Annotated in this window: 20 protein-coding genes; 6 read left to right on the top strand and 14 right to left on the bottom strand. The window is 46.5% G+C overall.

Annotated features, from left to right (window positions below; genetic code table 11):
* Positions 1–111: 111 nt before the first annotated feature.
* The 3 genes from V3C10_05435 to V3C10_05425 are packed head-to-tail and all read right to left on the bottom strand — an operon-like array spanning position 112 to position 2,536.
* The gene (locus V3C10_05435) at positions 112–468 is read right to left on the bottom strand and encodes a hypothetical protein (GenBank protein ID WVP63263.1); all 357 of its coding nucleotides are present in this window, start codon (positions 466–468) and stop codon (positions 112–114) included.
* Positions 465–1,079, bottom strand: a complete 615-nt coding sequence (locus V3C10_05430) for a UbiX family flavin prenyltransferase (protein WVP63262.1) — start codon at positions 1,077–1,079, stop codon at positions 465–467. The genes V3C10_05435 and V3C10_05430 overlap by 4 nt, the downstream gene beginning before the upstream one ends.
* The gene (locus tag V3C10_05425; protein WVP63261.1) at positions 1,058–2,536 is read right to left on the bottom strand and encodes a UbiD family decarboxylase; all 1,479 of its coding nucleotides are present in this window, start codon (positions 2,534–2,536) and stop codon (positions 1,058–1,060) included. Before V3C10_05425 ends, V3C10_05430 begins: the two co-directional genes overlap by 22 nt.
* 230 nt (positions 2,537–2,766) lie before the next feature.
* Between V3C10_05425 and V3C10_05420 the strand changes: the two genes are divergently transcribed.
* Positions 2,767–3,657 (top strand): LysR family transcriptional regulator, encoded by an 891-nt coding sequence (locus V3C10_05420; GenBank protein ID WVP63260.1) that lies wholly within the window; start codon positions 2,767–2,769, stop codon positions 3,655–3,657.
* A 153-nt stretch (positions 3,658–3,810) separates the two neighbouring features.
* Positions 3,811–4,809: an NADH:flavin oxidoreductase gene (locus tag V3C10_05415; protein ID WVP63259.1), complete on the top strand. Its 999-nt coding sequence runs from the start codon at positions 3,811–3,813 to the stop codon at positions 4,807–4,809.
* Positions 4,810–5,133: 324 nt separating this feature from the next.
* Here the strand turns inward: V3C10_05415 and V3C10_05410 are convergent, their stop codons facing one another.
* Positions 5,134–7,101 (bottom strand): hypothetical protein, encoded by a 1,968-nt coding sequence (locus V3C10_05410; GenBank protein WVP63258.1) that lies wholly within the window; start codon positions 7,099–7,101, stop codon positions 5,134–5,136.
* Positions 7,098–7,844: a hypothetical protein gene (locus V3C10_05405; protein ID WVP63257.1), complete on the bottom strand. Its 747-nt coding sequence runs from the start codon at positions 7,842–7,844 to the stop codon at positions 7,098–7,100. Before V3C10_05405 ends, V3C10_05410 begins: the two co-directional genes overlap by 4 nt.
* Before the next feature lie 547 nt (positions 7,845–8,391).
* Between V3C10_05405 and V3C10_05400 the strand changes: the two genes are divergently transcribed.
* Together V3C10_05400 and V3C10_05395 are read left to right on the top strand one after the other, a co-directional pair.
* Positions 8,392–8,667, top strand: coding sequence for a CD3324 family protein (locus V3C10_05400; GenBank protein ID WVP63256.1), 276 nt, complete (start codon positions 8,392–8,394; stop codon positions 8,665–8,667).
* Positions 8,668–8,862: 195 nt separating this feature from the next.
* Positions 8,863–9,423, top strand: coding sequence for a DUF1062 domain-containing protein (locus V3C10_05395; protein WVP63255.1), 561 nt, complete (start codon positions 8,863–8,865; stop codon positions 9,421–9,423).
* 437 nt (positions 9,424–9,860) lie between these two features.
* Here the strand turns inward: V3C10_05395 and V3C10_05390 are convergent, their stop codons facing one another.
* The 8 genes from V3C10_05390 to V3C10_05355 all read right to left on the bottom strand — a co-directional run bounded on the left by V3C10_05390 (position 9,861) and on the right by V3C10_05355 (position 17,533).
* Positions 9,861–9,953 carry a putative holin-like toxin gene (locus V3C10_05390; protein ID WVP63254.1) on the bottom strand — a complete coding sequence of 31 codons (93 nt, stop codon included), beginning with the start codon at positions 9,951–9,953 and terminating at the stop codon, positions 9,861–9,863.
* A gap of 421 nt (positions 9,954–10,374) precedes the next feature.
* Positions 10,375–10,926 (bottom strand): hypothetical protein, encoded by a 552-nt coding sequence (locus V3C10_05385; GenBank protein WVP63253.1) that lies wholly within the window; start codon positions 10,924–10,926, stop codon positions 10,375–10,377.
* A 2-nt stretch (positions 10,927–10,928) separates the two neighbouring features.
* Complete coding sequence (locus V3C10_05380) at positions 10,929–11,954, bottom strand: reverse transcriptase family protein (GenBank protein ID WVP63252.1); 1,026 nt, start codon at positions 11,952–11,954, stop codon at positions 10,929–10,931.
* Between the two features lie 152 nt (positions 11,955–12,106).
* Positions 12,107–12,544 carry a hypothetical protein gene (locus V3C10_05375; protein ID WVP63251.1) on the bottom strand — a complete coding sequence of 146 codons (438 nt, stop codon included), beginning with the start codon at positions 12,542–12,544 and terminating at the stop codon, positions 12,107–12,109.
* Complete coding sequence (locus V3C10_05370; protein ID WVP63250.1) at positions 12,501–13,397, bottom strand: hypothetical protein; 897 nt, start codon at positions 13,395–13,397, stop codon at positions 12,501–12,503. Before V3C10_05370 ends, V3C10_05375 begins: the two co-directional genes overlap by 44 nt.
* Positions 13,398–14,020: 623 nt before the next feature.
* Positions 14,021–15,562 carry a glutamine-hydrolyzing GMP synthase gene (gene guaA / locus V3C10_05365; GenBank protein WVP63249.1) on the bottom strand — a complete coding sequence of 514 codons (1,542 nt, stop codon included), beginning with the start codon at positions 15,560–15,562 and terminating at the stop codon, positions 14,021–14,023.
* A gap of 328 nt (positions 15,563–15,890) precedes the next feature.
* On the bottom strand, positions 15,891–16,583 hold the full coding sequence (locus V3C10_05360; GenBank protein WVP63248.1) for a 4Fe-4S double cluster binding domain-containing protein: 693 nt from the start codon (positions 16,581–16,583) through the stop codon (positions 15,891–15,893).
* 20 nt (positions 16,584–16,603) lie between these two features.
* The gene (locus tag V3C10_05355) at positions 16,604–17,533 is read right to left on the bottom strand and encodes a LysR family transcriptional regulator (GenBank protein WVP63247.1); all 930 of its coding nucleotides are present in this window, start codon (positions 17,531–17,533) and stop codon (positions 16,604–16,606) included.
* A gap of 161 nt (positions 17,534–17,694) precedes the next feature.
* Between V3C10_05355 and V3C10_05350 the strand changes: the two genes are divergently transcribed.
* Both V3C10_05350 and V3C10_05345 read left to right on the top strand, forming a co-directional pair.
* Complete coding sequence (locus V3C10_05350) at positions 17,695–19,212, top strand: sodium/glutamate symporter (protein WVP63246.1); 1,518 nt, start codon at positions 17,695–17,697, stop codon at positions 19,210–19,212.
* Between the two features lie 57 nt (positions 19,213–19,269).
* The gene (locus V3C10_05345) at positions 19,270–20,715 is read left to right on the top strand and encodes an amidohydrolase (GenBank protein WVP63245.1); all 1,446 of its coding nucleotides are present in this window, start codon (positions 19,270–19,272) and stop codon (positions 20,713–20,715) included.
* Between the two features lie 204 nt (positions 20,716–20,919).
* Here V3C10_05345 and uvrA read toward each other — a convergent pair whose 3' ends face one another.
* A complete protein-coding gene (uvrA, locus tag V3C10_05340; protein WVP63244.1) occupies positions 20,920–23,748 on the bottom strand; it encodes an excinuclease ABC subunit UvrA in 2,829 nt (942 codons plus the stop codon).
* Positions 23,749–24,069: the final 321 nt, after the last annotated feature.

The following is a 24,069-nucleotide window of genomic DNA, read 5'->3' as shown; positions in this document are numbered from 1 at the left end:
CCGCACATTCAGGACAGAGTACGCCTTATCTCCCCGTTAGTTACTGTTCACTCCGTGCCCAGTAACACGCTGCACGATGCACAGAAACGGCAAAAAACACCTCGCGGAATACTACCTGTGAACAGTAACCTCCGTTAACTTCCCTACCTGCTCCAGCATCACCTCCGTCTCATCCAAAATCAGACGTATCTTTTCCTTTGAAATGTGATCATAGTGAATCCCGCACGCCACCGTCACCGGACAGCCCCAGGCCTCATAGAGAACCCTGGCCCACCGGGCGCTGACCGCGCTTTCTCTGTGACCTTTCTCCTCCATGGTTTGAAGGCCGTCGGCACTGCAGATGCTGACGGCGCCGATATGGGTTTTCATTCCGCCCACAAGGAGAATATGTATGCCCTGGTTCAGCACCGAAATTTCTGCAGTGACCGGATAATTGAGAACCGTCTGTCTGTATGTAACTCTTTTCATAATCCGACACCCTCTCCGCCTAATCTGCATTCTTCGTCCAATCTGTCCTCTTCTCCCCAACGGCAGAAATGCTCCGCCTCAATTCCAAACTGATCCAGCACCTTTCCCGCAATATGCGCCGTGCAGGCCTCCACCGAATCAGGATGGTTATAGTAACTGAGCACCGGTGGAATTATCACAGCTCCCATCCGGCTGAGCTCATACAGATTCCTCAAATGGATGGTGCTGAGAGGAGTTTCCCGCGCCACCAGCACCAGTTTTCTCCCCTCTTTTATGGTTACGTCGGCCGCCCTCAGGAGAAGATTATCGCTGTATCCGCTGACAATTCCCGCCACTGTTTTCATACTGCACGGCACTACAATCATTCCGGCGGTACGGAATGTCCCGCTGGCTATGGCTGCTCCGATATTACTGTTATCATAAACCACATCGGCCATAGCATTCAGTTCCTCCCGGGAAAGACTTGTCTCCTGCCCCAGTGTTATCTCAGCGCCTCTTGTATAAACGAGGTGCGTCTCAATCTCCGGCCGATGAAGTTGTCGCAGTACTTCCACGGCAATCGGAACGCCGGAGGCTCCGCTGATGCCTATTACGAATCTAGTTTTACCCATTTGTCAGGATCCACCTCCATAAACTGTGACCGCACAAAATGTTCTTTTAAATGGAAGGGCACGGTGCAGTCGAAAATAACCTTGCAGGATATGCCCCTGTCTGAAATCGACGGGCTGTAATACGGCTGGGCGCTTGGATCCAGCGGATGACAGCGTACGCCCGGCAGGAAAATGGTATCCACATCTCCCTGGTATCTCGTATTCATCGCCCACATTACATCGTCGGAATCGAAAATATCTACGTCCTCGTCCACCAGAATCACGTGTTTCAGTTCGGAAAAAGCGCTGAAGGCCAGGATAGCCGCCTGCCTCTGACGCCCTTCATCACTGGCCATGCTCTTTTTAATCTGCATGACAGCCATATATTTACCGCCTCCCGACGGATGGCAGTACACATTCTGAAGACGGCCGGGCATTGCCCGTTCCACCAGGTCGTAAATACTGGCCTCCGTGCAGATTCCCGCCATATTTACATGCTCCATGCTCGGGCCGATACACGTCTGCATAACCGGATGTTTCCGATGTGTCACAGCCTTCACCTTGATCATCCAGCACTGGTCGCTGGCCCCTCCGGTATAACCCGGGAATTCCGGCATGGCATAACCCGTATGGCTGTTCTGATCCTCCTGAACACGGCGGTTTGGCAGAACCTCCCCTTCAATTACATATTCCGCATTTGCGATTGCCAGCTCGGAAACGGTTTTACACCTGCACATCTTTACCGCAGACTCCCGAAGCGCGCCTGCGATGGAGAGCTCATTGTAACCGAGCGGCGTTGTCGGCGGCTCAAAGCACGAGGTAATCTCAATCGCCGGATCCACGCCGATGCTGACGGAAATCGGCAGCGTCTGCCCCAGCTCCTCCGCCCGCTCGGCCATCGCCCCGATGTGCCTTGCCCCCGGAGTAAAGAAAATGGAAAGCTCGTCTTTTCCCTGAATACAGAGCCTGTGGATCGTCACGTCCCCAACCCCGGTATCGGGATGGCTGGCATAACACATTCCGAGGGTAATATAAGGTCCGGCATCCACCGGTGTGTTGGTCGGCGCCGGAACTAACCGGTTCAAATCAAAACCGGGTTCCGAGGCCAGATGCACTACCTCCTGGCAGGGCGCCTCCTCCACCGTGACCGGCTGAATCGGACGGCACACACACTCGCATAAAAGTTTCGGAAGATTTTCCGGCTCACATCCCAGAAGCGTCCCCACCCTTTTCCTGCTGCCGAGGATGCCGATTGCAACCCTGGCATCGTCAAAACCCTTAACCTTGTTAAATATCATCGCCGGCCCATTCACCCTCGTCGGCCTTTGCACCGTTCCCCCGGCTCCAATATGGCGGTACACACCCGATAATTCCGCCATCGGATCCGCTTCCACATCCGTTTCCACCAACTGTCCCGGTGTCTCCTTCAAAACCTGGAGCGCTGTCCTCAAATCCAGGATCTCTGTCCGATTGTCCATCTTGATTCTCTCCTTTACATGAAACTGCTTATTCTTAATCCTATTTTTACAGTGAGCGGTGAACCGTAACTTTTTATATAACCGCTGTCTCTATTATATTTTGGAAGGGATTGACAAGCAATTCTGATTCCAGTATGATCAATTCCATAATCGAATTGATATATGTCTACAGCCAGTTAGGGGGACATAGAAAATAGAGGGTTCCGTTTCATTGATAAGGGGGAATTGATTTGAATATCGAATATATCCGTGAATTTGTAGTCCTAGCCGAAACCAGGAATTTTAATGAGGCGGCCGAGCGCCTGTTTACGACGCAGAGCACGATTTCCAAACACTTAAAACAGGTAGAAACGGAGCTTGGGACACCGCTCTTTACGCGGACCAGCAGAAGTGTAAAACTCAATGAAGCCGGAACACTCTTTCTCCCCTATGCGCGTCGAATCCTGGACACCCAGTATGAATATACAACCGCACTCAACAACCATCTTGGAAACCTCTCCTCCTCGCTCACAATTGGTTCCCTCCCCGTCATGGCCCAGTACCGGATCACGGATGTCATCGCCCGTTTCAATCAGGAAAACAGAAATATTTCCCTGCATGTGCTGGAAGCGGAGGCCTCCGAACTGATACCGCTCCTGGACGAGGGAACATGCGAACTGGCCTTTACACGGGAATCTCCGGAACTGAATGACAACTTTATCCGGATTCCCTATTCAAGGGACCGGCTGATTGCACTGCTGCCCTCCTCCCACCCGCTCTCTGCATCACGGCAGACGCCGCTTTCACTGGATCTGCTCCGTAACGAGCCGCTGCTTTTCATCAAGGAGAAAACCTTTCTCTATGAGCTGTGCATCCGCGCCTGTGAACAGGCCGGTTTTACCCCCAACGTAGTATTCTCAAGCCACCGGATTGAAAATATCATTGATCTGGTCAGAAAAGAGATGGGCATTGCACTGCTGATGGAAAAACAGATTATGAGTTTTAATCTGCCGGAAAATGCGTTTACGGTTGCCGCGGTCACGCCCGATGTTACCAGCCAGGTATTACTGATTTACAGGAAGGATCGGAAATTGTCGGCGGCGGGGCAGCATTTTCTGAGATGTGTGGAGGGGGAAAAATAAACGGCTCCCACTCGTCCAGCATCCTGAAGCCGGCGTCTTTCTTTTGACCATATTCTTACTATTTTTTTGATGACGTGTTAGAATAAGAGAAATGCAGGTACTATTTAATATTTCAAAACATTATTTAATTCATTGTTTCAAGGAGGTATTTAAATGACCCTTTTTAATTTCCCGCTTCAAATTGCAAATCTGACACTGCCCAACCGGCTCGTTATGCCTCCGATGGCAACGGCTAAATCGGGAGATGATGGGAAAGTTACCCGGGAGCTGTGTGAATATTATGAGGAAAAGTCGCACGGCGGACATATCGGCCTGATTATCACAGAGCACAGCTTTGTAAGTCCGGAGGGAAAAGCCGGCAGTGGACAGCTTTCCATATCCGATGACGGCGATATTCCCGGTTTAAAGGAACTGGTGTCCGTGATTCACCGGAATGATACGAAAGTGATGGCTCAAATTAATCATGCGGGAGGAGCCGCGAAAAGAGAGATTACCGGATGTGAGGCCATAAGCGCCGGGGCTGTTCTTATGCCCAGGGCTGCGGCCGGATCTCCGCTGCCCCGGGAGATGACCGCCACAGACATAAGGAGAGTCACCGATGACTTTGCCCGCGCCGCCGGCAGGGCGAAGGAGGCCGGGTTTGACGGTGTGGAAATCCACTCGGCCCACGGGTATCTTCTGAACCAGTTTTTCTCTCCTCTCACCAACTGCCGCACGGATTCCTACGGCGCTTCTTCACTCCACGGAAGAATCCGGTTCCATCTTGAAGTCATCGAGGCCGTCCGCCGTGTGGTTGGAACCGCTTACCCCCTTGCGCTGCGTCTCGGCGCGTGTGATTATATGGAGGGCGGAACCACAATAGAAGACAGCGTATCTGCCGCAATCGAATTTGAAAAGGCCGGCATTGATTTGCTGGATATCTCCGGCGGTTTCTGCGGATACGTGCGTCCCGGATCGAAGGAACAGGGCTATTTCAGTGAGCTGACCGAAGCCATAAAAAAATCCGTCTCCATTCCCGTGATACTGACAGGTGGGATTGTGGACAGAGAAGCCGCCGAGCGTTTATTGGAGCAGAATAAAGCAGATTTGATTGGAGTAGGGAGAGCAATCTTTAAGGACTCCTCCTGGGCGGAAAAGGCAATGCAGAAGTAAACTTATAATTTCGCAATTAGCTGTAACGTATACTGAGAGCAACGCAGCCCCCTGTCTTTGCCTTTCAAAAGCCCGTCGGACTCTTTCCTGCAATAAGAGCAGCCAGGAAAGAGTCCGACGGGCTTTTTCTATGATAGAAGTAATTTCCTGTTATGGACAAAAGCGCCAACGAGAGGTATCGTTACGATCACGACATGCAGTTTATTCTTAGCATAATTTAATAATTTTTCCGTATTATTGGTCCTCATTTCTTTTTCACATTGCTTTAAACTCATCCACTGTCCCTTTCATTCGCCCTGAAGATGGAAAACAACTTACCGCCCGCTATTGGATCACCGTCACAGAATCACTCAACACTTCAAAGTTTGAGACTGGGTTCTCTGTGCAGATTACTTCCCGAAGCCCTTTCAGACCGGAGAGCGGCGATATATCCGTCACGTAATTATCCGAGAAATTGATCGATTTAAGCGCCTCCAACGATGACGCAAATTCCAGATCCGTCAATTCATTTTCTTTAATGCTGAGTGCATTCAATCCTTTGAATTTCCCCAGAAAAGACAGATGATCCGTGAGATTCACATCATCCCAGTTTACAGAGTAGATTCCGCCCCCTCCTCTGACCGATACATTTTTATACAGTTTGATATGATCGATTTTCAGTTGTTCGAGGCTTGTATTATCCTGGATTTTATCAAAATTGATCTCACAATCCATACCGCTGATGTTTAAAGACTTCAGCGTCGGCATGTTGAAAATGCCGGAAATATCCTCGTAAGTCTTTGTTCCGCTCAGGTTCAGGCTCTCAAGCGCAGGAAGTCTTGTAATAAAACGGTAGTCCCGTTCCATCTGGCCAAAGGAGGTGCAGTTTAAGGTGGTTAGTTTCCCCAGGCCCTCAAAATCCGACGGATTATTTACCCTGCATCCATCCAGCGTCATTGTCTTAAGCTCCGGCATATTCCGCAGAAAAGCGGTATTCTCAAAGCTGTCCAGATACAGCTCCTCCATGGCAGAAAGAGCGCTCAGATCCGGCTCCGGGCAGCCGTATGGCAGCTCCAGCTTCAATTTTTTAAGATTTGTCAATCCGGATATCGCAGACATATCTTTCAGCTCGTCGCAGCGCTCTACGGTCAGGCTCTCCAGCCCCGTACAATTTTTAAGCGGATCCAGATTCAGGAATGTTCCATAGCTTAAGTTCAGTTCCTTTAGTCCCTCCAGCCCCGACACAAAGCTGAAATCTTTTAATTTCTTTGAACTGATCGTCACCCGCTCCAGCCATGGCATCATGCCGAAAACGGAAAAATCCATCCCCTCGTCATACAGATCGACCGAAAGGGATTTCAGTGTTTTGACAGCGACCAGCTTTTTCGGCTCCTCTATCTGATCGCAGTTCAGGCTCAGGATCTCCAGGTTCGGAAACTTTTCGGCTCCGTTAATGCTTACCTTGTCTCCGGACATGCCGATTTCCCTCATGGAATCCGTATCGCCAATCAATTCTGCCACACCGTCCAGACTGTCAAAGTATCCGCTGATCCCTTCAAGATGCAGGCCTGCGATCTCCTCCGATGTAAGACCACGGTTGGTTTTCAGTTTCTTTACCCCCGTAAACTTCGGCAGGCTGGATAAACTCATATCTATATAGTTGTCTCTGGGAAAGCTGACCCAGGTCAATTCCGGCTCAGAAACGACGATTTCCCCATCGGCGGCTCCGTCACCGGAACCGGTATATGGATTATAAAAACTGTACCCAATCATCTCAAAATCGGCTGTGGTCCTGAATTCCAGCCACTGAATCTTTGCCAGCTGTTCATCGGTGATTAATTCCGCGGGCTGCCCATATACCTGCTCCGCAAATGCGGCAAGAATTCCCTCCAGCTTAATTTTCTCTTCCTCTGTTTTTCCAACTCCTGCCACACTTCCGTTGACGGCGTCCGCAGGCTGCTCACTATTTACTTTCACTTCATGGTCCATCTTATAGCGCCGGTAAATGGCAGGACCTCTCATTACGCCCAGTATCACAAAAAACAGCACGACGATCGCGGCTCCGCGTTTCCAGCCGTATGGTTCCCATCCTGTTTTTTTCTTTTCATGTATCTTGACCGGCTGATACTTAATGGGCTCCGGAATCTTTTTCAGAGAGGGGTTTCCCTCTCCCGCAGCCCCACTCCCCCCTGCCGTATCCCATTCAATCAAATATCTGGTTCCACAGTATTCACATATGGCATAGTTGGGGTTTTCAGGGTCTACAATCATCGTTCCCTGACAAGCGGTACATCTCAATTCTGTAATTTTCACGATATTCCAGCTCCTGTAACCTGATTATGTAATGCGATGACTTCATCCATATCACGTGCGGCATCATATTCTTTGTTCTCATACATAAAATGGTGATCATGAATGACGGACGGATTCCGTTTTACAACCGCCTGTACAATCTCCACTGCGTCCTTTTCCTTGATCGAAGTGTTGATAAACGCCATTTTCTTATCATTGGAATAAGCCACAAACGCCCGATCATAACCGCCGTCCTGGCACCGGAACTTATTTGTATAAAAACAGGCCACCAAATCCTCCATGCGTGCCATAGAAGCCCCTATTCCCGGCATCTTGATGTAATGCTTTGTTATAAAACCCATTTTCTTTAAACTGTTGGTATCCTTCTGCTTTTCAAAGCTAAACAGAATGGTTCCCGGTTCCCTGAACTCCTGATCTGCTTTCAAAATCTCTGCTTCCGGAAGTCCCGTCTCTTTTTCATACTTTTTCAGCCATTTGTCATCCCGTGTCTTCTGCAGTTTAACGCCGCCTAAAACGAGCAGGATTCCCGGAATCACAAAGGCCCCGGCAAACATCAGTATCTGTATCATCTCCATCTCAAGTGTCATCTGAAATACTGCGCCCAGCAATACTCCAATGCCCACCAGCATGCCCCCCGCCGCAGCCAGCCCTTTTCCAAGTCCGGCCACACTGTACATAAATTTCAGCACACTTCCGTCTTTCGACATTTTCTTTTTCATTTTCTCATCCGGTTCAAATACCATTTTATCCGCTCCCTTTCTTAGTCAGTATCGTATTGTGTAACTATATTCATATTATCATGATATGAGAGGATATACAATGAGGTTTGGGGACTGATTTTACAGCTTTTTACTAAATTATTACCAATATTGCAAAAGTGCCATCATCTTCCTTTTTTTGTGTGGTTACCACCCTTGAAGGGCTACCAATGCGTAATAAAATCGGATATGTTTGCACAATACCATTATATGGCTGAAATGGTATAAATCTTCTAGGGGGTACAGATTGTACCTTGGCAGAAAAAATGATATAATACTCTATCCTTATGTTTGTTAAGGGGCAGCAGCTACAGATAAACCTCATTTTCTTTTATTAAACGAAATTGAGGTATCCCTATTTGCTGCACCGCAATAAAATATAAAGATAAGACCATGAAAAGGAGGCTTGTAGATATATGCTTAATCCTATCGTTATCGTTGCGTAAGCAAAGCTATCGCAACAAATAAAAAATGAATACGTGTTGCAGATAGTCTTTGCTGTTCCTGTAAAACATCATTTAGGAGCACGAGAATGAGTTATAAGAAAGCAACACACGTTCTGCCACAAGAATTATTGCTAAAGGTTCAAGAGTACATTGATGGAGAATTTCTCTATATTCCCAGAATCGCAGATAATAAAAAAAGCTGGGGAGACACGACCTCAACCCGCCAAGAGCTACAGGAGAGAAACAGACAAATTTATGCGGATTATCTTGCAGGGACAAATATGGAAACCTTAGCAGAGAAATATTATCTATCTTTGAAAAGTATTCAACGGATTGTTGGGCAGTTAAAAAATAAGAAGTGAAAAACGGCTGATATGGCTTACTCAAAACCATATCAGCCGTTTTCTCATATTTATCTCATAAAAGATCATTAGGTTGGGTTTGGTAAGGTGTAATGTTAAAATCTTCTTATCAAAACAAAGGAGGCCCTTTATGAAAAGAAGCTGTGAAAATCCACCTTTTTCTTTGTAGAAGTAAGACAAAGACGGAGGTGTAAGATGAAAAAAATCACATGGGAAGTGCAATATCTTTCTTTGCCGGCAGTATCGAAACATTGTAAAAAATGTGGGGAAAAATCACACTTTTTTTGTTCGGAAAAATTCCGCGTGAATGCCCAACGGCGGGCATTGGACGTTTGGTTAATATATAACTGCTCGGATTGTAATACTACATGGAACGCGAGAGTGCATTCCCAAATTTCCCCCCAATCTATAAATCCGGTGCAATTAGATGGCTTTCATAAAAACAACCAATCACTCGTAGAGGAATATGCAATGGATAGTGATTTTCTTTATAGAAATGGTGTTGATGAAGTTGAAGTCCCTAATTATACAGTTATTGGTGATGACTTTCTTTTGAATGAAAATGTGGAACTTGAAATCAAAAGTAAATATCCGTTTCCGATAAAAATTTCTTCATTGGTAAGACAAAAATTACATTTATCGCATGCGGAATATTTACGCCTGATTGAAAACAAAAATATAAAAAGTATTCCGGAACAGGATTTAAGGAAATGTAAATTAAAAAACAATATGACACTTGTTTTTCAATCAGAATAGCAGTACGCCAACTGCCATAATCTTTTATGGGGTGTCGGATATGAGTATTGGTAAGCTGCTGTGTCTGGTATTCTATGCTGAACAGCGGTATATGACAAAGCCGCTGCAAGCCCTGTGAAATCAAGGTTTGTAGCGGCTTTGTCCAGTCTGTGAAACTGTTTCTGTAAATAGCCAAATAAGAGAGCTTCCGTGATAAAATAAAAATCATAGGAGGTCTTTATTATGGCAAGAGAAAAGGAACCGGTACACAAAGTGGAAATGCATATTTTAAAGCTCCCGACTAGGCAGGATATTTACCTCGACTTGCATTTTCTTTTCTTATGATGTATAATGAGTACATAAAAAGAGCATCCGCCCACAAGGTGGAAGCCATAAGGTCTATTTACGTCCTACATGAGGACGCGCCTATCCTGTTTGGCTGACAGGGTAGGCATTTTTTATTTCTTATTATGCCTGTCTATGTAGGTCAGTAATGCGATCAGGAACGTGCCGCCCAAGAAGAGCAAGCTCAAAATTTCAAATGTCCCCATACCACACCACCTCCCTTCTTTGGTAAGATGGGAGGCCGCCACCCTGTACACGGTGCTCATGTGGAAATCTTATCACAGGATTACAAATTAATCAATCCCCTTACGGCGCGCTTCCCGGCCGGCACCGGCACGGCAGTAGCGAGGTCTAAAAAAAGACCGAGTTTCAAAAAATAATGTCACAGCAATGTCACGAGCCATAAAAAAAGCCCGGGAACCCTCATAAACACTAGGTTCCTGGACTTTTGACAATTATTCAAACTCGGCAAGTTCATGGTTCTTCCTAAACTATTTTGTTTAAATTGCATGTAGAAAATGCTTCTATATTATCTCAATTACATATCTTCTTCTGGCTTACTGATTTTCTGTTGCCAAAATGTTGCCATATATTTTTTACATATTCTTAAAATGAAAAACTATTGTTTCACTTTTCTTGTAATATTTTTTCTAAATTACGCAAAACAAATTCCTGTGCATCTCTTGTATACAAATTTACACTATACCTGTTTCCATATAAATTTACTTTATTTTCCTCAATAATCCCTATTGCTTTTCCTTTATCTGTCACACACTTATAGTTTTTATCCTCCCCAAGTGGTTTTGTCTCTAAATATCCCAATTTTTCTAGCCCATGTGTTATCTCCTTTGCAATCAGCCTTGTCATACCCGGTAATAAAATATCATTAATTTGATGACAAAATTCACTAATTGGAACTGGCTTGACAGAATATTGAAATTTATCTTTTTCTTTGGAGGATATAAAAAAAGGTATCTTACGATTATTAGTTTTTTTTCCATCATTCTCAATCGCTACTATTAATGAATCAAGCAATTCTCGAACCTTACCATTATAACTTTTTATTTTCTTGCAATTCATTACTGTATCTTCTGGAAAAACTAACCCCGATGTAGGATCAATCCCTTTTTCCATACAATTCGCATAATATCTCAATTCAAATAACTCTTCCTTCTTCATAATTAATCATCCCAATCTATATTATCTAATCTACTTAATAGTTTTCTTCCTAAGTGTTTGTCAACCATATTAATATAATACGCTTTTCCATACATATGCTCTTTATAAAAATGCTTATTACATTTAATATGTTGAAGATGGTCATGCACACCAAATTTCTCACAATAATATATCTCCTGACAAAATCCTTTTACATATCGCTTATCTACATGCATCTTCTTTCCATTTACATTTATTCCTGTTACTTCTTGACGTTGATAATAATATGCTATCCTAGTCTTATTCACATTTAATGAAAAACCTTCATCCTGAATTATCTTCTCTGCAACAGGAATAATTTTTTGTATTCCACATTTCCCCGAAAAAGTAATATCGTCTGCATATCTAGAATATGTTGATTCATATTTTTTTGCAAGTCCTGCTAACCTTTTATCCAATTTTAAACATGCGATGTTAGACAAGTATGGACTCGTTGGGGCTCCTTGCGGTAAATAACCATCATACGTACATAATCGAGCTAGCATATACGACACTTCTACTGTGTATCCATAATAATAAAAAATCCTAAATATTTGTTTTTGAGAGATACTTGGGAAGAAATCACTCATATCCATATTCACAATACAGTCCTGATTCAAATGATTTTGTGCATTTGTACATATAGATTTTTTCTTACAAAACCCATTGCAATATTGTGAAACTCTTATTTTGTATAATATTTTATCTAGTATCCACTTTTGCACCAAGCGTAAGCTAACCGCTGGAATATTAAGTGTTCTCATCTTTCCAGACTTCTTAACTATCTTGGCTTCATGATAGTAATTCGTCTCTATCATTGCCATCATCTTTGTAATTTCTGATAATTCTCTTCCAACAAGCAATGCAAAATGCTGTTTATCAAAAATCACAGGTAAACCAAGATTCAATAGATTTTTTGCATATTTTTTTGCTGCTTCAATATCCTTTATCTTTTCATTGCTATCAATTAATTCTTTTTCTAAATTTTCTAAATATTCTTCATTATTCATTATAATCACCATTCTCAAATGCACCTGCTACTATTTCTGTATTTGTGCTAAAGCAGCAAATGTTGTTGCATTCGCATGCAACAACATTTGCTGAATATCGTTGTAATGCCAACATATTCAGATTAAGTATGCTTTGCTACTTAATCTGCATATTAAGAAACCTTGCAACTATGAAAGGCCACTGTCCTTTCGCTTTCTAACAGATGCACTTGAGAACAGCAATTACATTTCGGAACCCCTCCATTTTTTTTAGAAAATTCATGTACAGTATAAACTTTTTTTATGCTCCATCTGCTATTTGAATATTCATTCTCCAAATTAATACTATAAGAATAATCTTCCATCTCCGAATTAATAAGTTTTAATCTTCCTTTTTGGGTTATACTGAGCATATTATTTTTGTAAGACAATTCACTATTTTCAACTAACTCTCCAATAAAATTATCAAGCGTATTAAACGGAATACCTATTTTTTCCTTTAATTTTTCTAAATTATATCTTCCATTAAATTCTTTAAAATAAGCCAATATTAATAACTTTACATATTCATCCATTATATTTTTTCTTTTCCCTTGCATAATTACTTTCATTACGTTGCTTCTTATCTGATTTAAATCTCATCCATGCTGGTTTTCGTTCATTATTTCTTGGAAATAATGCATTATTTTTACTTGTATTTTTCCAAAATATCCCTAACGTATTATTAGGTGTATCATTATAAAATGAAACTAACGATTCCGATTTCGAAAAACCAAATATGTCATTTTCGTTATATAAGTCCATTTTTTGGGATTCTTCTTTAAAGCACTCTCTCTTCATGCCTAGCTCGTCTGAAGAAGAAAATGCTGCACTTTGTTTATGTTCATATACGATTTCTATAGATATTTCATTTTTTTTCGCATAAGCTTCAATCTTAGACACTGCTGCATCCATAATATGAATTACGATATAAACAATATGTTTTCCAATAAGGATATTTTTATTTTTATCAATATAGTCTACAAATGTCTTCCCTGATCCGCAGAAGTCGTCAATCAAAATAATATTATCTATATACCCCCAATATTCCTTTGTAGCTATATCGTTTAATTCTGGAACAATAGAATATTTCCCAATCCCATTAAGATGCCTATACTCTATTAAATATTCATATGAACTATTAATTGTTCCCCTCTGTGATTTTAGTACACAAAAAACAGAATTACTTATATCAATATTTTCATGTTCCATTGTTCTATTATGTAAATCTTTTAGATATGTATTCACTAACTGATGAGAATAATAATCAAAATAATTTATTAATAGTAAAATGATATCTTTCATCTCTTGTGATAAATTTTCCAAATATCTTGGCAAATTACTTGAAAAGTAATTCATCTTTTCATCTGATTGCCCCCATTTATCTTTGCATTGTGTCAATAATAATTCTATATCTTTGTCCATACCTTTTCCTTAACTATATCTTGAAAGCAATATATATCATCTTCCATTTTTACTGGCAACAAAAATCATAATAATACATATCATTATAAATACGACAGGCAACCATATAGACTACCTGCCATATAAAATAATCTGTATTAAGTTGGTATTTGTTCAAGTGCAATCGAAATCCGCCCTCTTGTCCCACCAAAAACAGCCCTTTCCTTTCCAGCTTATTTTCGGGATTTTCTTCATTTTTAGATTTTCAGATTTGATTATTTCTGCCTTGTTCTCTGCTCCTTTTTCCGGCTTAGCGTTGGCTCACTGTTTGAGTTGGCTTCACAAAAGGACGGAAACAGAGACAAGTTGAGTTTTGGTTGTAATGGTCTTGGATTTGAATTTTCCTTGTAAATACGTTGTTTTCTTGTGTTTTCCTTTTCAGATTTTCTTTCCAATTTTGCCTTTTTCCTTTTTGAGAACAGAGAAAGAATAGAGGGCAAAGGGCAGAAAAAACTGTGAGTGAAAAGCCGGAAAACAAAAAGCAGAAGTACCGGGATCGTTAAGTCCTGATACTTCTGCTTATGTTTACTTTGTTCTATTTTCGACTGGATAAAAGGCTTGGAGCCGGTGGGAAGGGAACAGTATTACTCAAACTCAATCGTTGCCGGCGGTTTCCCCGTACAATCATACAACACCCTGTTAACCCCTTTTACCTCATTCACAATCCTGCTTGTAACCTTCCCAAGCACTTCCCACGGAAGTTCAGCGGATTCAGCGGTCATGAAATCGGAAGTCAGCACGGCTCTTAAGGCAATAGCGTAATCATAAGTCCTCTCATCACCCATGCAGCCTACGGATCTCATATTGGTGATAGCGGCGAAATACTGGCCTAAATCGCCTGCGATTCCTGCCTTATCGATCTCCTCGCGGTAAATCGCATCGGCATCCTGGACGATTTTCACCTTCTCAGGTGTCACATCGCCGATGATGCGGACGCCCAGTCCCGGGCCCGGGAACGGCTGACGGAATACAAGTCCCTCGGGAATGCCAAGCTCCAGCCCCGCCTTTCTGACCTCGTCCTTGAACAGCATGCGAAGAGGCTCAATGATCTCTTTAAAATCAACATGTTCGGGAAGGCCGCCTACATTGTGGTGGGACTTGATAACAGCTGATTTTCCAAGGCCGGACTCGATCACATCGGGATAGATGGTTCCCTGAACCAGGAAATCAACCGTTCCAATCTTCTTCGCCTCTTCCTCAAACACGCGGATAAATTCTTCTCCAATAATCTTACGTTTCTGCTCCGGATCCGACACTCCGGCCAGTTTCTCATAGAAACGCTCCTGGGCGTTGACGCGTACGAAGTTCAAATCGTACTGTCCTTCCGGTCCAAATATGGCCTCAACCTCGTCTCCCTCGTTTTTGCGGAGCAGGCCATGATCTACGAATACGCAGGTCAACTGTTTGCCGATCGCCTTTGCCATCATAACAGCGGCCACCGATGAGTCCACGCCGCCCGACAGGGCGCAAAGCGCACGGCCGTTTCCAACCTTTTCGCGAATCTCGCCGATTGTACGCTCTACAAATGCATCCATCTTCCATTCGCCCGCACACTTGCAGACATTGTATACAAAGTTGGAAAGCATCTTTGTGCCTTCCTGTGTATGCATTACTTCCGGATGAAACTGAACGGCATACCAGTTGTTTTCTTCACACTCCATGGCTGCAACCGGGCAGACCGGAGTCGTGCATGTTATTTTGAAACCTTCCGGCGCTTTCTCAATATAATCCGTATGGCTCATCCAGCAGATTGTCTTCGCGGAGACTCCCTCAAACAGTTTGGAGGTTGTATCCACAGCCACCTCTGTCTTGCCATATTCACTGACAGGAGCGGTCGCCACCTTACCTCCGAGTAAATGCGCGGTAAGCTGTGCGCCATAACAGATTCCTAAAATCGGAATACCCAGTTCAAAAATTTCTTTTGGACATCTTGCAGAGTCTTCCCCATACACGCTGTTTGGTCCGCCCGTGAAAATAATTCCTTTCGGATTCATTTCCTTAATCTTTTCCAGCGGCATATTGTATGAATGTACTTCACAATACACGTTGCATTCTCTGACTCTTCTGGCGATCAACTGGTTATACTGTCCGCCAAAGTCCAATACGATAATCATCTCTTTTTCCACGAGTATTCCTCCTAATAATTTTCCGTTGGTGATTTTCCCCTGATACGTGTAATACTTTACAGTGCTATTATTGGCATAAGAACTATTATTTATAAATTGATTGAACCGCAGCGACACAGCCGCATTGTTTTGTGCGTCCCTCCTGCGGCGTATTACTTATTATAAAATAATGACGTTCCATTGACAAGAAGTTTTTTCACGGTTTTCTGCCATTTTTCGTCATGCATTTTGTATCTTTACTACAGCCCGGGGAAAACCAGTCAAGAAACAGCTCCCTTTGCAACAGGCCTTTAAATGCTGCTGCAAACTCTTTTCCTTCCATTTTCGCTTATATATTCCTGCCAAGATACCGCTTCGTATAAGGACAGGCGGCAATACAGATGCCGCATAAGGTCAGTTCCTTTCCCAGTCTTTCCTTCACCATCCCACGCCCTTTACTCCTGCATGCCTCGATATCCACAAATTCATCGCGGTCCAGCCCGCTGTTCCACAGTTTTCCGCTGACAGCGCCCGCAGGACAGGCATTTGTGCACACCATGCAGCCTGCGCACTGCGACTCCCTGATTGCTTTTCCCGTTTTGAGGGGAGCATCCGTGACGACCGACGTAATCCTGACCGCAGAACCGTACTCCTTTGTCACCAGCAGTGCATTTTTCCCGATCCATCCGATTCCGGCACAGGTGGCAACCGTCTTATGCGGCAGCCAGGTGCGGTAATTCCCAAATTCCTTGACGGAATCCACGGTCTGGGCCAGCGCCTGATATCCTTTTTCCTGCAGATACTCCTTACAGGCAACCGCCAGCTCATCCAGCTTCGCATTCAATTCATAATATGTTTTCAAATACTTCTCATTCGGCCCGTCGCCTATCGACCGTACAATCTCCTTTGGTATCGTCACTGCAATGGAAACGCCGGACGTCCACTCTCCGGACGTTGCCTCCGTCATATCGGCAAAACCGACAAGTGCGGCTCCTTTTTGCCGCAGCATTTCTTCCAGTTCCCGTTCCAACTCACTGTTCATCCGTCTCCCCTCCCGGTAACTTAAACCTTCAGCTCCGCATTTTCCTGGAACCCGTCAATCGTCCGGAGTTCCTCCAGGAGTAGTTGGAGAAATTCCTTTACCAGCGGCTCCTTCTGCCTGGCTTTCGGCACCATGTACCCCATTTCACCGCTCAGTCCATAGGCAGGGCGGCTGACCAGGCCGTACGCTTCAAGCTCCGCCGGATCGATGGGCGTCCCGGCCAGAAAACCTACGCCCTGGGAAGCCAGTTTCATCCTGAGTTCCCTGGATTCCACACGGATTACGCGATCGGTTCCTATCGCGACGCGCATGGTCTCCGGGATAAAACTTTCGACCCTGATGGAATTTCTGTATCTGATGCACGCGTATTTTGAAAGTGTCTCCGGCGTCAGTTCCTCCTGATTCATCGGGTGATCCTTTGCCGCCGTTATCACAAACGGCTGTCTGCCAAGATAGGTGTAGAGTACATCCTTTTGGCGCATCTGCCCCGACAGCGTCTCCACGGTGCCGATGGGGCAAAAGGCAATGGCCATATCTGCCTTCCCCTGGTACAGGGAATCAACCGCCTCGCCGATTCCCTCGGCATACATGGAAAACTGTAATTTCTCCGACCGGCAGTATTTCCGGCAGAAGCGTGCAAACGCCCTCTCGATTCTCAGGCTGCTTGGCGCAATAAGGCGGAAACGTCTGACGATCTCTTCCTCTGAAATTCTTCCGATGGCCTCCATCTGCTCCGCCACCACCGACGCATGGCGCAGCATCTGCCTGCCCCTGTCCGTCACCGAAATCCCCCTGTTTGTCCGTTCGAATATCTGAAACCCCACCTCGTTTTCCACGGCCATAATTGAATTGCTCACCGTGGGCTGTGACAGGAACAGTTCCCTGGCCGCCCTGGAAATGGAGGCGGTCTCCGCCACCGTGAGAATAATTTTAAGCTGCTGCGTATTCATAAACTTCCTCCCAAACCCGTGAAATGCGGACTGCATTTTCCGGACAGTCCTGCAATTCATTTCCCCTATGGGGGTATCAGATAGTCGTATTTCCCAAACTTTTCCCCAAATGTTATAGTGATTTTAACATAAATCAACAGGAAACGAAAGGAGGAAGTAAAGTGACTTATCAAAGTATGCTTGAACTTCTCAAAAGTATCTGCCTCCTGTCGGCGCTTCTGCTGGCAGGCGCCTGGCTGAGGGCCAGAATCCCTCTGTTCCGGAAATTATTTCTTCCGGCGTCGGTAATCGGAGGTTTCATCGGATTGCTGCTCGGCCCCAGGATACTGGGAAACTTTTCCCTGCTCCCGGTCAGTGAAGAATGGCTGGACGCCTGGACCGCACTTCCCAGCATTCTCGTCATTCCCATTTTCGCGGCAACTCCGCTGGGGATGTTTTCTTCCAAAAACAGGAAGGCAAAATCGTCCTCTGCTGCCGGCTCCACCGTACAGCAAACCGGAAATAAATCAAAAGCAAAACCGGTTAAAAAAGGCATGATTGCTCTGGCCGCTTTTTTTGCCACCGGCGCCGTGATCAAGGTTGTAACCTCCCTGCAGGAAGTGGTCGGCCTCGGCACCAATGTAATCTACTCCGCCGTCAGACCGGACTCCGGGCTTTATAAGACCTTCGGCTATGAACTGGCCCGCGGTTTTGCCGGAGGCCATGGCTCCGCCGGAATGGTAGGCAGTCTGCTGCAGGGATACGGATTTGACTACTGGGAAACGGCCCAGGGCGTTACCACCACAACCGCCACCATCGGCCTGATCGCCGGAATGATCATCGGCATTATCACAATCAATGTAGCTTCGCGAAAAGGATATACGGCGATTCTAAAAAAGCCGTCTGAAATCCCGGAAGCCATGTCCCGGGGATATGAGTCCGATATCGGCCGCCAGGAATCCATCGGCCGCGAAACGATGATGAGTTCCTCCATCGACACCATCACCATCCATCTGGCGGTCCTGCTCCTGGCCTGCGGCATCGGCTTTATCGTCCAGGGAATTGTCGATCCGGGTGACAATCTTCCCGTATGGTTTTTCTGCATGGCCGGCATGTATCCGGTGGACTGGGCCATCTCGAAGCTGGGTCTTGGCTGGTTGATTGACACAAAAGTAAAGGCGCGCATCATCGGTTCCATGAGCGATTTTGCCATTGCCGCCGCCATTGCCAGCATTCCTGTTAAAACGCTCTCCGACTATGCCGGACCTCTGTTCGCAATGGTAATTGCCGGGCTCGCCGTCACCTTTGTCTCAACCTTTATCATTTTCAAATGGCTCTTTCCAACCCGCCACCCCTTTGAGCATTCCATAATGATGTGGGGCCTGGAAACGGGTGTGCTCATTAACGGCATGATGCTGCTTAAAATCTGTGATCCCGAGTATGAGACAACGGCACTCAACGACGTCAGCCTGGGAATGTCCCTGTTTAACCTGATTTCCCTGCCGCTGACACTCATCATTTACTATTCATTGAAGAACGGGACGCGCATGCAGATTTTCCTCACCGTAACGGCTGTTCTGATCGTTTCCGTCATACTGCTGCTTCTGTTCCGCGGTCTGTATAAGCGCTCCGAAAAAATGCAGGATGCGCCGGAAGGGCAGACGGGGATTGTATGTAAAAATGCAAATGCGGCGGTATGAGGAACCGGGAATGACGGGCAGACATAAGCAACATTAAGATAGAATCAGGAGGTCAATATGACGGTAAAAGAAAACGCTTGGTCGGCTATCGACCAAAAAAAAGAATGGATTTGCAGCATTTCCGATGCAATCTGGGAGCATCCGGAAACATCCTTTGAAGAACATTTTGCAGCCGGTATTTTATGTCAGGCACTGGAGAAGGAAGGTTTTGAAGTACAACGCGGACTGGCGGGCATGGAAACTGCTTTCTCGGGCCGCTTTGGAAGCGGCGCTCCGGTAATCGGAATTCTTGGGGAATACGACGCCCTCTCGGGAATGAGCCAGAAAGCCGATATTTTTCACCATGAGGCGATAGCACCGGGAGGAAACGGCCACGGCTGCGGCCATAACCTTCTCGGGGCCGGTTCCCTGGCCGCCGCCATTGCGGTAAAACACTTTCTTACGGAGACAAACACTCCCGGCACCGTAATTTACTACGGCTGCCCCGGTGAAGAAGGCGGAGCCGGAAAGGCATTTATGGCGCGTGACGGAATCTTCGATGAACTGGACATCGCCCTGTCCTGGCATCCTGGCGATGTCAATGCCGCAACTGCCGTCAGCTGCCTGGCAAACCAGGAGGTGCTCTACCGTTTCCACGGGACCAGTTCCCACGCCGCAGCCTCCCCGCATCTGGGCCGCAGCGCGCTGGATGCCGTAACCCTCTTTAACACGGGTGTCCAGTTCCTCCGGGAACACATTATCCCGGAGGCAAGGGTACACTATGCCGTGACCAATACAGGGGGTTTTTCGCCGAATGTCGTTCAGTCCGAGGCCGAGGCCGTCTACCTGATACGCGCCCCAAAAATCAGCCAGGTAAAGGAGATTGCAGCGCGCGTGGACGATGTGGCAAAGGGCGCCGCCCTGATGACCGGAACCAGTGTGGATATCCAATTTGTAAAGGCATGCGCCAACATTGTACCGAACAGAACCCTGTCAAGCGTCCTTGCCGCCAACCTGCAGGAAGTTCCGGCCAACCGCTATACGGAGGAAGAATTGGCTTATGCGGCAGCCATCCAATCCACGCTCCCCGTAAAAGACAGCCTCATAGCCATCTCTGAAAAGCTTGGTCCAAACGTCCGGGCATTTGTTAAACCCTATATCGGAGAACCAATCCACTCTTTTGCCGTACCGGATCTGCCCGTCACGATGACACTCCCATCCTCCACGGATGTCGGGGATGTAAGTTTTATCTGTCCAACCGGACAGATCCAGGCCGCCACGATGTGCTGCGGCACCCCCGCCCATTCCTGGCAGCGCACCGCACAGGGAAAAAGCTCCATCGCGCACAAAGGTCTGATTTATGCCGGGAAAGTCATGGCCGGAGGGGCAATCGACCTGTATCTCACCCCCGATACAGTCAAAGAGGCACGAAGAGAATGGGGAGAACAGTTAAACGGCGAACGTTATCAGCCAATCCCCAAAGAGGTGTTGCCCTCCGCTGTTCATAAATTCCAGTCTGAATAGGTTCATTTGCCCGGTTAAATCTCCTGGGGCTAAAATCAAGTTTAAACATAAGTCAGAAAGGGAAGAATGCCCGGACAAAATCACTCTGTCGGCATTCTTCCCTCTTCTATCACACGTTTCTTCTCTCACAGATTATTTCATCACTTGTAACGATTCAGTACCTTCCTGGTTACCGCTACGCGATGCACAGAAACGGCCCATTCATTACAGTTCCAGATATTTCTTTACATACTCTCCGGTGTAGGAAACAGGGCTCTTCGCCACTTCTTCCGGCGTTCCCTGGGCAATCACCGTACCGCCCTTGTCTCCGCCTTCCGGTCCGATATCAATCAGGTAGTCGGCCGTCTTAATCACATCCAGGTTATGTTCAATAACAACAACCGTATTGCCGCCGTCCGACAGTCTGCGCAGAATCTCGATCAGCTTGTGGACATCGGCAAAATGGAGGCCGGTCGTCGGCTCATCCAGAATGTAAATCGTCTTTCCGGTCCCTCTCTTGCTCAGCTCCGTAGCCAGCTTGATACGCTGGGCCTCACCGCCGGATAACTCGGTGGACGGCTGTCCCAGACGGATGTAGGAAAGTCCCACATCGTAGAGAGTCTCTATCTTACGGTAAATGGACGGAACATTCTCAAAGAATTTGAGCGCCTCCTCCACCGTCATATTGAGGACGTCGTAAATGCTCTTTCCCTTATACTTGACATCCAGAGTCTCCCTGTTATATCTCTTGCCTCCGCAGACCTCACACGGAACGTAAACATCGGGCAGGAAATGCATCTCAATCTTGATAATTCCGTCTCCGGTACATGCCTCACAGCGTCCGCCCTTCTTATTAAAGCTGAAACGCCCCTTATTATATCCCTTGGCCTTGGAATCGGATGTCGATGCAAACAAATCCCTGATTAAGTCAAACGCCCCCGTATAGGTGGCAGGGTTGGAACGCGGAGTCCGTCCGATTGGGGACTGGTCGATCGCAATAATCTTATCGAGCTGCTCCACGCCTTCTATCTTCTTATGTTTTCCCGGAATTGTGCGGGCGCGGTTCAGCTTCTTGGCCAGAGCTTTATATAAAATCTCATTCACCAGAGAGCTCTTTCCGGATCCCGAAACACCCGTCACGCAGGTCATTACCCCTAACGGGAAGGATACGTCGATATTCTTCAGGTTATTCTCGGCGGCTCCTTTTACGGTCAGCCAGCCGGTCGGCTTCCTGCGCTCACCGGGAACCGGAATCTTCTCCCGGCCGCTCAAATAGGCTCCGGTGATGGACTCCTTACATGCCATAATTTCATCCGCCGTGCCGACGGCAACCACGTTACCGCCATGCTCTCCGGCACCCGGCCCGATATCGACGATACAGTCGGCCGCCCGCATCGTATCTTCGTCATGTTCCACGACGAGCACAGAGTTGCCCAGATCGCGCAGATGGAGAAGCGTCTGCAGAAGTTTGTCATTATCCCTCTGATGGAGGCCGATGCTCGGCTCATCCAGAATATAGGCCACACCGACCAGGCCGGAACCAATCTGGGTAGCCAGACGGATACGCTGGGCCTCACCTCCCGAAAGTGTTCCCGTGGCGCGGGCCAGTGACAGATAATCAAGACCTACGTTGATCAGGAAGGACACTCTGGCCTTAATTTCCTTAAGAATCGGGGCGCCGATCGTCTCCTGCATCGTGGTAAGCTGAAGCTCGTCCAGGAACTCGCGGTACTTCACGATGGACATGTTGGTGGCCTCATAAATATTACAGCCGCCCACCGTTACGGCCAGAGCTTCCTGTTTCAGACGCTGTCCGCGGCAGGTCGGGCAGGGGGTGATTCTCATAAAGGTCTCATACTCCGCCTTCATTGAATCGGAAAATGTCTCCCTGTACTTCTTATTCATATTCTGAATCAGGCCCTCGAAGGCAATGTCATAAATCCCTTCGCCCCTCTGGCCCCTGTAACGCACCTTTACGATCTTTCCATTGGTTCCCTTCAGAAGAATGTCGTGCACTTCCTTCGGGTACTCCTCAAACGGAGTGTCCAGGCTGAAATGGTATTCCTCCGCCAGCGCCTCCAGAATCGCGCCGGTAAAACTGCCCTTGTCACAGCACGACTGCCAGCCCATCGCCACAATGGCGCCCTGCTTAATGCTGAGGCTCTTGTCCGGTATCATCAGATCCTCGTCAAACTCCATCTTATATCCCAGGCCGTAACAGTCGGGACAGGCTCCGAAGGGGTTATTAAAGGAAAAACTTCTCGGCTCCACCTCGTCCACACTGATTCCGCAGTCCGGACAGGAAAAACTCTGGCTGAACATGATCGGCTCCTGTCCGAATACATCCACCATCATCAGTCCGCCGGTCAGGCCCATAACCGTATCGATGGAATCGGAAAGGCGCTTTTCAATTCCCTCCTTGACCACAAGGCGGTCCACCACAATCTCAATATTATGTTTAATGTTCTTCTCCAGAGCAATCGATTCCGTCAGCTCATAGAGATTGCCGTCAATCCTGACACGGACATAGCCGCTCTTTTTAGCCTGTTCCAGCACCTTCTCATGACGGCCCTTGCGTCCCCTTACAACGGGCGCAAGAAGCTGTATTCTCGTCTTCTCGGGAAGGGCCAGGATCTGATCCACCATCTGATCCACGGTCTGCTTCTTAATCTCACGGCCGCACTTCGGACAGTGGGGGATACCAATTCTCGCGTAGAGAAGACGCATGTAATCATAAATCTCCGTAACCGTCCCTACCGTGGAACGCGGGTTTCTGTTTGTGGACTTCTGATCAATGGAAATAGCCGGAGAGAGCCCCTCTATGCTCTCCACGTCCGGTTTCTCCATCTGCCCGAGGAACTGTCTCGCATAGGAGGATAGAGATTCCATATATCTTCTCTGGCCTTCCGCATAGATCGTGTCAAAAGCCAGCGACGATTTGCCCGAGCCAGACAGGCCGGTCAGGACGACAAGTTCATTTCTCGGAATATCAAGTGAAACATTCTTCAGATTGTGCTCATTGGCACCACGTATTTTAATATACTGCTTCGCCATTATTCAAACTCCTGTGTATATAAGCATCACAGAATCCCTGCTGCTTATTCTCTCTCCTATATATGTTACTGTCCACTCACTGCCAAAAAGGCAGGCGGCGGACAATAGCACCTAATCAATTTCGCTTTTTGTATAGTTTCCATCTATCTGTAGCTATCCCAGTATAGCATATTCCGCCATGTTTTGCAAACATTTGTTCGGCATAAATTCCCATATTTTTTTGGATTTTATGGGAAATATTGTGGGCACAAAGGGGTGTCCCCGGAAAGCGATAAGGAGCCCGGCAAGCCGGACCCCTTATCTTTTTCTGATATTTAATTA

Source organism: [Clostridium] symbiosum (genome assembly GCA_036419695.1).
GTDB classification, from domain to species: domain Bacteria; phylum Bacillota; class Clostridia; order Lachnospirales; family Lachnospiraceae; genus Otoolea; species Otoolea symbiosa_A.
This window is presented reverse-complemented; position numbering and strand designations above follow the sequence as displayed.